This is a genomic window from Arthrobacter sp. Hb9-2 (assembly GCF_059091165.1).
In genome coordinates, this window is the sequence record NZ_JBNHGJ010000028.1 from 1 (window position 1) to 11,967 (window position 11,967).

8 protein-coding genes are annotated in these 11,967 nt (G+C 64.9%); 5 read left to right on the forward strand and 3 right to left on the reverse strand.

Going from position 1 to position 11,967, the window contains the following annotated elements; translation table 11 throughout:
* Nucleotides 1–811: HNH endonuclease signature motif containing protein (locus AC5RV1_RS15260; protein WP_493995132.1), on the forward strand; the 811-nt coding region annotated here is incomplete at its 5' end.
* Nucleotides 812–1,039: 228 nt separating this feature from the next.
* Here the strand turns inward: AC5RV1_RS15260 and AC5RV1_RS15265 are convergent.
* Nucleotides 1,040–1,864, reverse strand: a complete 825-nt coding sequence (locus AC5RV1_RS15265) for a putative protein N(5)-glutamine methyltransferase (RefSeq protein WP_493995133.1) — start codon at nucleotides 1,862–1,864, stop codon at nucleotides 1,040–1,042.
* Between the two features lie 183 nt (nucleotides 1,865–2,047).
* On the opposite strand from AC5RV1_RS15265, the gene AC5RV1_RS15270 reads away from it, so the two are divergent.
* Both AC5RV1_RS15270 and AC5RV1_RS15275 read left to right on the forward strand, forming a co-directional pair.
* A complete protein-coding gene (locus AC5RV1_RS15270) occupies nucleotides 2,048–3,094 on the forward strand; it encodes a lactonase family protein (RefSeq protein WP_493995134.1) in 1,047 nt (348 codons plus the stop codon).
* A 452-nt stretch (nucleotides 3,095–3,546) separates the two neighbouring features.
* Nucleotides 3,547–6,552 carry an alpha-amylase family glycosyl hydrolase gene (locus AC5RV1_RS15275; protein WP_493995169.1) on the forward strand — a complete coding sequence of 1,002 codons (3,006 nt, stop codon included), beginning with the start codon at nucleotides 3,547–3,549 and terminating at the stop codon, nucleotides 6,550–6,552.
* A gap of 121 nt (nucleotides 6,553–6,673) precedes the next feature.
* Here AC5RV1_RS15275 and AC5RV1_RS15280 read toward each other — a convergent pair whose 3' ends face one another.
* Both AC5RV1_RS15280 and malQ read right to left on the reverse strand, forming a co-directional pair.
* Nucleotides 6,674–7,582, reverse strand: a complete 909-nt coding sequence (locus AC5RV1_RS15280; protein ID WP_493995135.1) for an SDR family oxidoreductase — start codon at nucleotides 7,580–7,582, stop codon at nucleotides 6,674–6,676.
* A gap of 21 nt (nucleotides 7,583–7,603) precedes the next feature.
* Nucleotides 7,604–9,838: a 4-alpha-glucanotransferase gene (gene malQ, locus AC5RV1_RS15285; protein ID WP_493995136.1), complete on the reverse strand. Its 2,235-nt coding sequence runs from the start codon at nucleotides 9,836–9,838 to the stop codon at nucleotides 7,604–7,606.
* A gap of 412 nt (nucleotides 9,839–10,250) precedes the next feature.
* On the opposite strand from malQ, the gene AC5RV1_RS15290 reads away from it, so the two are divergent.
* Both AC5RV1_RS15290 and AC5RV1_RS15295 read left to right on the forward strand, forming a co-directional pair.
* Nucleotides 10,251–11,297 (forward strand): aldo/keto reductase, encoded by a 1,047-nt coding sequence (locus tag AC5RV1_RS15290; protein ID WP_493946074.1) that lies wholly within the window; start codon nucleotides 10,251–10,253, stop codon nucleotides 11,295–11,297.
* 96 nt (nucleotides 11,298–11,393) lie between these two features.
* The gene (locus AC5RV1_RS15295; RefSeq protein ID WP_493995170.1) at nucleotides 11,394–11,927 is read left to right on the forward strand and encodes a DUF488 domain-containing protein; all 534 of its coding nucleotides are present in this window, start codon (nucleotides 11,394–11,396) and stop codon (nucleotides 11,925–11,927) included.
* Nucleotides 11,928–11,967: the final 40 nt, after the last annotated feature.

Genomic DNA, 11,967 nt, shown 5'->3' on the forward strand with positions numbered 1-11,967 from the left:
CCGCCACGGCCTGCACCACATCGAAATCTTCGCCACCACCGACCAGTACGAACACATCCTCACCGTCATGAACACCGCCACCAACCCCCGCACCACCCCACCCACCACCACCGGTGCAGGCACTGGCACTGGCGCTGCTGCTGGTACTGGTGCTGGTGCTGGCATTGATTCCTGGCGGGACGGCGATGTGGACCTGGACCGGCGCACCCGGCCACAGAAACAGCTCGAGGGAATCGTCAGCGCCGTCAAAACCGCCCTGGCCACCAACACCCTGCCCGCCACCGGCGGCAACCGCCCCCAGATCATCGCCACCATCAACTACCAGGACCTCCTCCCCCACCCCGAACATCCCAAAACCACCGGCACCGGCACCGGGAACTTCGCCTTCACCGGACCCGTCGCCGCCACCACAATCCGCAAAATCGCCTGCGACGCCGACATCATCCCCGCCCTCCTCGGCACCCACGGCGAACTCCTTGACCTCGGCCGCAAAACCCGGCTCTTCACCCCCGCCCAACGCCAAGCCCTCACCGCCCGAGACCAAGGCTGCACCTTCCCCAACTGCACCGTCCCCGCCCCCTGGTGCGAAGCCCACCACATCACCTACTGGTCCCACGGCGGCCCCACCAACACCGACAACGGCGCCCTCCTCTGCTCAGGCCACCACCACCTGATCCACAAAGAACAATGGACCATCACCACCATCAACAACACCCCCTGGTACACACCCCCAAAACACCTCGACCCACACCAAAAACCCCAACAAAACACCTACTTCAAACCACCACCCCCACCAACACCCCGGAAATGAGTATGGGCTTCTGGGCCTGAGTGGCCCTTCTGGCCAACAATCAACTCGGGAATGCCACTTCCCGCCCCGGATGCCGGGCGGGGGGACGCTGCAGGATCTCTCCCCTCGGTTGCCGCGGCCGCGGACGCTGCAGGAGTTACTGCAGGATCGGCTGCACGAGTGTTGGCCCCGGTTGTTGGAAAGCTCCGCCCCAAAAGCGATTCGCGCCAAAGACTCCGGAACGCGGAACTATGCCCTTGGAGTGCCCACCACAACTGTGCCGTCCAGCTCGTCGGAGTGGACAGTCCGTGTCCCAAGCCCTGCAGCAACCATGATTGCGGCGGTTCCAGCGGCCTGGCGCTCACTGGTTTCGATGACGAGGTGGCCAGCCGGATCCAACCATTCAGTAGCTTCTTCGATCGCCCGCCGGTGCAGGTCCAGTCCGTCGGAACCACCATCGAGCGAGATCTGCTGTTCGTAGATCCTGGCTTCGGGCGGCATTGTCGGCAGCACGCTTGTGGGCACGTAGGGAGCGTTCACCACGATGAGCTGAACCCGCCGCATGAGCCTGGAAGGAAGTGCAGCATACAAGTCACCTTGATGGACGTGCCCGCCCACCTTTGAAACGTTGCGGCGGGCACACTCCACTGCAGCAGAATCAATATCCGCCGAGTGAAGTTCCGCTACGGAAACTTGGGAGGCTACGCCCACGCCCACGGCCCCTGATCCGCAACAGAGGTCTACAACGACGGGGGATACCGACGGGCCGGGCGGCCTCAAGCTGTCCCGCAGCAGCGAGGCAGCTTCAGAGACGAGCAGTTCGGTGCGCCGTCGCGGCACAAAGACACCTGGGTCAACGGTGACCCGGAGTCCACAGAACTCCGCCCAACCAAGGATGTATTCAAGTGGTTCACCCGAAACGCGGCGCTCCACCCACTCGAAAAGCTCAGCATGGCCGGACGCTTCCGCCAGGAGGAGTTGCGCCTCGTCTTCGGCGAAGACACAGCCAGCTGCCCGCAGCATGGACACAAGCTCGGCGGAAGTGGGCGAAGCAAGTGAGTCAGCAGCCGGCATAAAGCCCTTTCGGTGATCCGATGGGGATCCCTCTCATTACCGGGCGAGGAGGCCCGCACGGCACAATAGGAGCCACCGGAAACGGATGAAGCAGGAATCGGACGCACCCCTTTTGAACCGCAGGAGTCTAATGCTAATCCGCAATTCCCCGGTTTAGTGGGCTTTTCTTGGCAGGATAGTGCTATGACTTCCCCTGCCCCGCACTCCCTGATTTGGACCGGCACCTACACCCCCGACGGCGGCGGACGCGCGGAAGGGATCGGAGCGTTGTCGGCCCGCCTTGACGGCTCGCTCGAATGGTTGGGAACGGCCGTCAAGACCGATTCGCCATCGTTCGTTGCCGTCCACCCCACTTTGCCTGTGGTGTACGCGGTGGCCGAGCAGCGCAAAATGGTTAGGGCCTTCCGCCGCACCGGAGATTTCGGGCTGGAGCCGCTTGGTGACCCGCAACCCTCCGGAGAAGCGACCTGTCACGTTGCGGTCGACCCCCAGGGACGCTTCCTCACCGCCACTTGTTGGGGAGACGGCCAGGTCCTGCTGTACGAATTGGATTCCGACGGCGGCATCACGGCACGCTTCCCAGCGCTGCCCTCGGTGGATCCGCACGCCAGCCAGACCCCGGGCGAGCCCCGGCAGAGCCGTGCCCACGCAAGCCTGATGCTGACGGACGGGCGCATCATAACGACGGATCTGGGCCACGACACCCTCCGGATCTGGAATTACATGCCCGGGTCGGGCTTGGTGGCCGACCACGAAGTGGCCCTCCCCTTCGGGTGCGGCCCGCGCCACCTGGTGCAGCACGCCAGCGGCAACGTTTTTGTGGTTTCTGAATACTCGATTGAAGTCTTCGTTGTCAGGCCCGAAGCCGGAATCTTTGAACTCGTCTTCCGGGGCCCTGCCACTGCAGGCGGCAGCCAGCCCGACGATTCTGCCGCAGAAATCGGCCTCGGCCAAGAGGGCAGGCACGTCTATGTGGGCGTGCGCGGCTCCAACCTGGTAAGCGTGCTCGAGGTCGGAGCCGGCGGGACAGAACTGGTGCCGGTGCACGACTTTCCGAGTGGAGGAAACTGGCCGCGGCATCATCTGGTCAGGGGCCGCTGGCTCCACGTTGCCCATGAACGGTCGGACAACGTAGCCACATTTGAGCTGGACCCCGCCACGGGCTTGCCGGGGACCCTGGTCCACAACCTGGAGGTGCCCTCCCCCACCGCCTTGGTGCCCGCAGGATAAGCTTCGCCCGCCGAGGCTTGAGGACCTGAGGAGCCCACTTCATCCCAAGCGCAATAGATAGCACGAGCCTTACAGGCAGCGGCATTTCCTAAACGCTGGAGTTATTCCGTGCAAGCGCTTACAGTTGTGACTTGGTTCACAGGGCAGCTGGGTTGCCCTGTGGGCTTGGCATCCTCATGCCACCCCCTTGCCCCGGCAAGCCTGAACAGCAGCGCAGCTACCAGGAAAGGTCTCCTGCCTTGAAATTCCGCACCCTCTCGAGCATGCCCCCAAGCGATAGAACAGGCGTGAGAATACGCGCCAAGGGAAGCACAACAAAAGACGCAAGAACGACGACGCAAACACCTTCCACTACAGCACCACACTTCACGGCATCCCACGCCCGGTCCCGGACCACCACGGCCCAGACCACCACAGCCCGGACCACCACAGCCCGAACGGCCGTTGCCTTGCTGGCAGCCGCAGTAGCAGCCGCAGTAGCCGTTTCAGCGTCCGTAGTTCCCGCGCAGGCAACTCCCGGCCCCAAGGGCCCGGGCGCAGGGTCGGCCCTGCACAGCCTCCGCGGCCCGGTAACAGACGAAAACTTCTACTTCGTCATGGCTGACCGTTTCAGCAATGGCAGCACGGGCAACGACCAGGGCGGCCTGGGCAACGACCCCATGGTGTCCGGCTTCGAGCCCACCAAAAAGGGTTTCTACAACGGCGGTGACCTGGCCGGCCTGCTGGACAAGATCGACTACATCCAGGGTTTGGGTACAACTTCCATCTGGCTGACGCCGAGTTTCAAGAACAAGGCAGTGCAGCCGGAGGACAAATCGGCCGGGTACCACGGTTACTGGATCACGGACTTCACCCAAATCGACCCACACCTGGGCACCAACGCCGAACTCAAAGCCCTGATCGACGAAGCCCACAGCCGCGGCATGAAGGTCTACTTCGACATCATCACCAACCACACCGCGGACGTCATCGGCTACGAGGAAGCCCCGCGCATGCGCTATGCGTCCAAGGATGAAGTGACTTATGAGACTGCGGACGGCGAGGCTTTCGACGACAGGGACTATGCGGGCTCGGAAAGTTTTCCCAAACTGGAAGCTACCAAGTCGTTCCCCTACGTACCTGTCCTCGAATCCGGCGAAGAAAATCTGAAGGTTCCGGGCTGGCTGAACGATCCCAACCTCTACCACAACCGGGGTGACACCACTTTCGCCGGAGAGGATGCCTACTACGGTGACTTCTTTGGTTTGGATGACCTCTTCACCGAGCACCCGAAGGTGGTGGACGGCATGAAAGAGATCTATAAGGCCTGGATCCGCGACTTCGGTGTGGACGGCTTCCGGATCGACACCATGAAGCACGTGAACAACGAGTTCTGGCAGGATTTCGGCCCCGACGTCCTGAACTACGCCAAGGAACAGGGCAAAGACGAGTTCTTTATGTTCGGTGAGGTTTTTGACACCACCAAGAGCTTCACCTCGCAGTTCACCACCCGCAACCAGATGCAGTCAGTGCTGGACTTCCCCTTCCAGGACGCTGCCCGCAACTTCGCCTCGAAGGGCCAGGACGCACGGAACCTGGAAGCCTTCTTCGCCGGCGATGACTGGTACACCGACGCCGACTCCAACGTCTACCAATTGCCCACCTTCCTGGGCAACCACGACATGGGCCGCATCGGCAGCTTCATCGCCGCCGACAACCCCGGATCAACCGACGCGGAGCAGGTGGCCCGCGATCAGCTGGCCCACGAGCTGATGTACTTCTCCCGCGGCAACCCTGTGATCTACTACGGCGACGAACAGGGCTTCACCGGCCCTGGCGGTGACCAGGATGCCCGGCAGACACTCTTCGCCAGCCAGGTGCCGGAATACCTCGACGACGACCTGCTGGGCTCCGACGCCACCCATGCCACGGACAACTTCAACCCCGGGCACCCGCTCTACTCGAAGATCAGCCAGCTCGCAGGCCTGACCAAGGAACACACGGCACTGCGCGACGGCGCCCACCAGCACCGTTACGCCTCCGCAGGTCAAGGCATCTACGCCTTCTCCCGCACGGACGCCGGAGACCAGCGCGAGTACGTCGTGGCGCTAAACAACAGCGAGCAGACGCAGAGCGCAGAGGTGCCAACGTACATCGCCAAGCGCAACTACACCCGCGTTTACGGTGAAGGCGCCGACGAGGCTAAAACCTCCGCGGACGGCAAGCTGGCAGTCACCGTTCCCCCGCTTTCTGCCGTGGTGTACCAGTCGTCCGGCCGGATTCCGCACTCCAAGGCGGCGCCCGCCGTCGTCCTCCAGGAGCCGGTGGCGGCGCAAGGTGACAACGGGCGCCTAAAGGTGACAGCCGACGTCGGCGGCTCCTCGTTCAATCAGGTCACCTTCGAGGCCAAGACGGCAGGCGGTGAATGGCAGCCCATCGGCACCGACGACACGGCGCCTTACCAGGTGTTCCACGATGTGGCGGCGCTGGATGCCGGCACTGGCGTTGAGTATCGCGCCACCGTGCTGGACAACGGCGGACACACTGCCACCTCCCAGGCCCGCACGGCCGCAGTTCCCGCCCCGGTCCTCACCCTGCAGAAGCCAGTGGAGGGAAGCAGTGTCAAAGGCTCGGTGGACCTCAGCGCCACAGCGGACCCGGAAAAGGCCAGCCACGTGGTGTCTTTTGAGCGCAGCGTGGCCGGCGGAGACTGGACAGCTGTCGGAATTGATGACTCATCGCCTGTCTATTCAATGTCCGACGACGTTTCAAAACTGGAGGACGGAACCGAGGTGCAGTACAGGGCCGCGATGGCTGGCCCTGGATTCCACGCTGTGAGCGAGCCGCGGACTGTCACAGTCGGTGACGCTCCGCAGCCGGACTCGGTGACGGTGGCCGGATCCATGAACCAGCTGATGGGCTGCTCCGAACCGTGGCAGCCATCCTGCGCACAGGCCATGCTGCAGCTGGACCCCGCGGACAAAATCTGGCGCCTGGCGGTGGATCTGCCGAAGGGACAGTACGAGTACAAGGCCGCGCTCAACGGCACCTGGGATGTGAGCTACGGAGCCGGCGGCTCGGCCGGTGGAGGGAACATCGTGCTTGACCACCCCGGTGGCAAGGTGACGTTCCGCTATGACAACAGCACGCATGTCATGAGTGCCGTGTACGCGTCCCAGCAGCCCTCGGCGGTCGCCGTGGCTGGCAGCCTGAACACTGAACTCGGCTGCGCAACGGACTGGGAGCCCGCTTGCGGCCAGGCACAACTGGTGCTGGATCCGGCTGACCTCGTGTGGAAGCTGACCGTTCCCAACCTTGCGGCCGGCAATTACGAGTTCAAGGCAGCTTTGGACCGGTCTTGGGGCGTCAGCTACGGCGCGAACGGCTCGCCAAACGGCGGCAACATAGCGTTCAAGCACGACGGCGGAGCGGTCACCTTCCGCTACGACCACTTCACGCACCTGATCACGGCGGGCTAAAGCTTTCCTGCCGCCACAGCAATGGGCCACCTGCCGCCAACCCGAACCGGGGAAGCGGCAGGTGGCCCCGCTGTTGATGGGGTTCTCGCTCCGAAATTGGTTTTCCCGTCGGGACGAGAGCCTAGCCTCGCACCGCGTGTCCGAGGCTGGTGATGAGCCTACGAACGGCGTCCTCGGCAGTGGGCGGAGCCCCAAAGACCTCACTCTGGCGGGTGGTGTCAGCCACGTACCGGCCCGTCTGGAACCACGAAATCATTGCTGCCAGGTCCTTAGCCATGGGGTTAACCGGCCCCATAACCCTTCCTGCCGCCCGCAGGAGCCCGACCGGAACCGACCGGACACGGACCTCCTCACCCGTCAGCCGCTCGGTAAGGTCGGCGAACTCCTGCATGGAGATGGGCCTGTCCCAGCCGACATCAATGCGCTGGCCCTCCACACCCGGAGCATCCACGGCAGCGGCCAAGTACCCGGCGACGTCCGCGGTGAGCACAAACGTCAGCGGGATTCCTGCCGAGCCGAACCACATGACTTTGTGTTTGCTGAGCGGGTCGCCGCCGAACCGGGTCACCTGATCCAGGAATGCTCCGGGCCGGAGCGCGACAAAGGGGACGCCCAGGGCCTGGAGCCGGTCCTCCATGAGCCTTTTGTGCCAGAAATGCGGGACGCGGGGCGTTTGGTCACAGGTCAGGATGCTGGTCAATACAAACCTGCGGACGCCGGTACGCTTCGCCGCTTCAGCGAGGTTCGAATTGCCGACTGTGTCGGTTTCCGTGGTGTCGCCTTTGCGGTGCCGGGTGTAGCCGGCGGCCGTAGTGACAACCGCATCCGCGCCGGCCATGGCATGCAGCAGCGATTCCTGATCCAACATGTCCCCACGGGCAATCTCAACACCCGCCGATTCCAGCCGGGAGGCATCCGAGCCGGGGCGTACCAGGGCACGCACCTGCTTTCCCCGGTTCAGCAGTTCCGTCACCACCTGGCCGCCGAGCATGCCGGTGCCGCCTACTACCAGTACTGGTCCCTCACCCATCGTGCTCTCCTGACTGTTGACTTAGCCGTGCAGGGCCTCCTCCACCGCCGCCAGCAGGGAGTTGAACCGGGCATTGGCGGGAAGATCATCCAGGAACACCGGCCTGCCGTCCGGCCCGCCGAGCGGTACCTGCCAGTTCGGATACAGCGCTTCGGTGGTGCCGGGCTGGTTCTGGACGCGGCGCTCCCCCACGGCATCCACCAAGGCAACGCCAAGCAGTACCGACGGCGCCTGCGCCAGCAGCAGGTGCAGCGCCTCGATGGTCCGCTCCTCGCTGGCCCCCGGAGCGCCGGAAACATCATCGGGGAGGTAGCCGCGCTCGCGCACCAGGGCAAGCATCTTCTCCAGGGAGGCATTGTGCTCAGCCCGCTCCTCCGCCTCGGAGCGCTCAAGGAGGCCCAGGCCGCTGCGCAGCGCCACGTGGTCACCGGCGAGGTACCCGGCGGTGGGCGGAAGGTCGTGGGTGTTCACGCTGGCGAGTGCCTGCGTGCGGTACCTCTCAGGCGCAAGGGGCGAATCGCCGTCGTACTCGAACCAAAGGATGGACGTGCCCAGGATGCCGCGGGCGGCAAGGTAGTCGCGCACCCAGGGTTCGAACGTGCCCAGGTCCTCGCCGATCACAACCGCCCCGGCACGCTGCGCCTCAAGGGCGAGGATACCGATCAGCGCCTCATGGTCGTATCGCACGTAGGCGCCGTCGCCCGGGGCGTTGCCGGATGGAATCCACCAGAGCCGGAACAGGCCCAGGATGTGGTCCACACGCACGCCGCCGGCATGCCGCAGCACGGTGGCCAGCATGTTGCGGAACGGGATGTAGCCTGCCTCCGCAAGCCGGGCCGGATGCCATGGCGGCTGGCCCCAGTCCTGTCCCTGCTGGTTGTACATGTCCGGCGGTGCGCCCACGCTGGTGCCGGGAGCCAGGACGTCGCGGAGCGTCCAGGCGTCGGCGCTGCTGTGGTCCACCCCCACCGCCAGGTCGTGGACCACGCCGAGCCGCATCCCGGACCGAAGCGCCGCCCGCTGCGCGCTTTCGAGCTGCTCGTCGCAGATCCACTGCAGCCAGCGGTAGAACCCGATCCTGTCTGCAAGCCTTTCCCGCAGTGCCTCGGTCTGCGGCGTGCCAAGGGCACAGGCGGGGTCCGACCAGAAGGGGTCCCCGGCCGGCAGGTCCTCCCGGATCGCGGACCAGAGGGCAAAGTCGTCGAGGCCCCTGCCGGAGATGCGGCAGAATTCGTCGAAGGCAGCTTGCCGGGCCGGCGACCGGCGGGTGTGGTAGAGCATCTCCAAGGCCTGGAGTTTGGCCGAGTAGACGGAATCGCGGTCCAGCCGGGCGCCCTCCCTATTCAGGGCGGCCACTTCCTCGTGAAGCTTTTCCACCGCGGCACGCTTGCGCGGCTTGAGGTAGGCCAGTTCGGGGATTGCCTCGATGCGAATGTACAGCGGGTTGAAGAACCGCCGGGTGGACGGTGAATACGGCGACGGCTGGACAGGCGGAACCGGCTCGGCAGCGTGCAGCGGATTAACCAAAATGTAGTCTGCGCCATGGGCCGCACTCAACGCGCCGAGGTCGGCCAGGTCGGAGAAGTCGCCTATGCCCCACGACCGCTTGGAACGCACGGAGTACAGCTGGGTAGCCAATCCCCAGCCGCGGCGCGCTTCCAGCGGTGCGGCGGTGGTCAGCCGGGCGGGCACTACCACCAGGGTCGTGGACGCGGTGGCGCCTTCAGATTCCGCGTGGAGGGTATGCCATCCCAGCGGCAGGTCCTGGGGAAGGGCGAAGGTGGCACGTCCGGTGGCAACCCCATCCACGTCCCGCGGCTGCACCCGGAGGTCCTGCTGAACGGCATCCCGCGTCCCTGCGCCGCCTTCGAGCGTGATGCTGACTTCGGCGGTGGCTCCGTCCCGCAGATGGACCGGGACCTGCGCCGGCTCGCCCTGCTGGATAACGACGGCGGGAGGCAGCATGCGCCGCCACGGCGCCAGTTCGGCTTCCGCGAGTGCCGCCTCGATGAGCTGGTTGGTGTGGGCCTGGACCCCCAGGGAGGCCAAGACCTTGATCAGTGTTTCTTCGGCGACACTGTGGGGCAACCCGTCCCAGCCCTGGAAGGAGGTTCCCACGCCATGGGCGTCCGCCAACTGCTTGAGGAGGTGCGGGTCCACGGCGCCCGTGGCAGCTTCACGGGCAGCGGAGGGAAGGCCTGGCCGATCCGCGGGCATCTGCGATTGCTGTGGGTGCTGCTGGTCTGAAGCCGTCATGCGTGTCCGCCTCGTCTGGTGTGATGTGGCCCGAACTTACAGTGCTGCTTGTTGTACCGGGCGCTTGCACCCCCGCGCACAACCGTTGGTTCAGATTATTGCAGGGCGGCGCAGAGGCGAAACCCAAGCACCCTGTTACCCAGCGCATCAGTGCTCTTTATGCGTGCTGACCGCGCGCCCGCGTTCACCCGGTCGGGTTCCCTGCCGCGGGGTCGTCAACGATCCTCCCCACGGAAGTACTGCCCGTAACGCTCCATAAAACGTCATACCCGGCTCCCTCCGTTACTCCCCAAGACGAAAAGAGAAGCACTGAGGCGCATATCCGCCGGGGCGCGGCTGATCTGTGTAGCCTCGTGACGACCAAGGGGACGCTTTGGAAGCAACGTGCCCAAAAAATCGGAGGAGACCGGAGATGAGCCTCAGCGAACTGCGGGTGTTCGGGCGATCAGGCACCCCTATCAGCCCGCTGACCCTGGGCACCATGAACTTCGGCGAGGGGGCCGGTGGAGCTCCCGGCGCGCCCACCGGAGCAGACGAAAGCATCCGGATCATCCAGTCCGCGCTGGACGCCGGCATCACCGCCATAGATACCGCAGATGTGTACTCGCAGGGTGAATCGGAGCAAGTGGTGGGGCGCGCACTGCGGGGCCGCCGCGACGACGTCTTCCTCGCCACCAAGTTCCACGGCCAGATGAGCCCCAATCCGGCCCACGCCGGCAACTCCCGGCGCTGGATCACCCAGGCCGTCGAGGGCAGCCTGCGCCGCCTGCAGACCGACCGGATTGACCTGTACCAGGCGCACCGGCCGGACTACAACACCGATGTCCTGGAAACCATCACCACCCTTAATGACCTGATCCGCCAGGGAAAGATCCTCTACTACGGGACCTCGGTGTTCACGCCGGCGCAGCTGGTGGAGGCGCAGTGGCTCGCCACCACCAACCATCTGATCCCGCCGCTCGGGAACCAGGTGCCGTACTCCATGCTGGTGCGCGCCAACGAACGGGACGTATTCCCGATCGCGCAGCAGTATGGCCTCGGGGTACTGGCGTACGGCCCGCTGGCGGGCGGCTGGTTGTCGGGCAGCTTTACCCTGGAATCCGGAAAGCCGCCCACCCGCGTACATTCACTTCCCGGCCGCTACGACATCTCCGGGCCCTCCAGCGAACGCAAGCTGCACGCGGCGGATGCCCTGGCACGGCTGGCGGACAAGCTGGAGCTCTCGCTGGTGGACCTCGCCGTCGGCTTCGCCCTGGCACATCCGGCCATCAGCAGCGTGATTATCGGGCCGCGCAGCGAAGAGCACCTTGCCGCGTACCTGCGTGCGGCCGAAGTCAGGCTGGGCGAGTCGGTTCTGGATGCGATCGATGACGTTGTACCGCCGGGCACGAACTTCGTGGAGCGGGACGCCGGAGCCATCGTCCCCTCGCTTGAGTTCGCAGAACTCCGACGGCGTTAGGCCAGTCCCGCCGTCGTCCTGCCTCCTGCTTCAGGAACCCCGGTTGCGGCTCCTCGCTGCGGATGTTCCTGCTGCAAAGATGCCCACGTGCCTATCATGGCTGCCGTGGGCGTTCTTTTTACGGTGGGGCACGGGACAGCCTCCCAGGCTGACTTCGAGGAGCTGCTGAAAAGCGCTGGCGTGACATCCCTCGTGGACGTGCGCATCGGTCCCGGCAGCCGCAGGCACCCCCACTTTGGCAAGGACAGCATGGCCGCCTGGCTGCCGGAAGCCGGCATCAGTTACCGGTGGGAGCAACTCCTGGGTGGTTTCCGCAAGCTTCCGCCGGAATCACCGGACACGGCCCTCCGCAACGATTCTTTCCGGGCCTACGCTGCCTATATGCGCACCGGGGAGTTCTGCGCCGCCGCGGAACGGCTGATGGCAGACGCACAGGATCAACCCACCGCCATCATGTGCAGCGAAACCCTCTGGTGGAGATGCCACCGAAGGCTCATCGCCGACCACTGCGTCCTCCTGGCCGGACTTCCCGTGGAGCATCTGATGCCCCGCTCCCGGCCCACCACCCATGTCCCGACTCAAGGCGTAAGGGTGCTGGGAAACTCACTGAGATATGACGTCTCGGGATAAGCCGCCACAACCGGGCAAACCGGACCCTTGACTCAACAGG

Bases quoted from the DNA above. Each gene is read 5' to 3' on its own strand.
- AC5RV1_RS15265 (WP_493995133.1), bottom strand. From the start codon at position 1,864: ATGCCGGCTGCTGACTCACTTGCTTCGCCCACTTCCGCCGAGCTTGTG.
- AC5RV1_RS15270 (WP_493995134.1), top strand. From the start codon at position 2,048: ATGACTTCCCCTGCCCCGCACTCCCTGATTTGGACCGGCACCTACACC.
- AC5RV1_RS15280 (WP_493995135.1), bottom strand. From the start codon at position 7,582: ATGGGTGAGGGACCAGTACTGGTAGTAGGCGGCACCGGCATGCTCGGC.
- malQ (WP_493995136.1), bottom strand. From the start codon at position 9,838: ATGACGGCTTCAGACCAGCAGCACCCACAGCAATCGCAGATGCCCGCG.
- AC5RV1_RS15290 (WP_493946074.1), top strand. From the start codon at position 10,251: ATGAGCCTCAGCGAACTGCGGGTGTTCGGGCGATCAGGCACCCCTATC.
- AC5RV1_RS15295 (WP_493995170.1), top strand. From the start codon at position 11,394: ATGGCTGCCGTGGGCGTTCTTTTTACGGTGGGGCACGGGACAGCCTCC.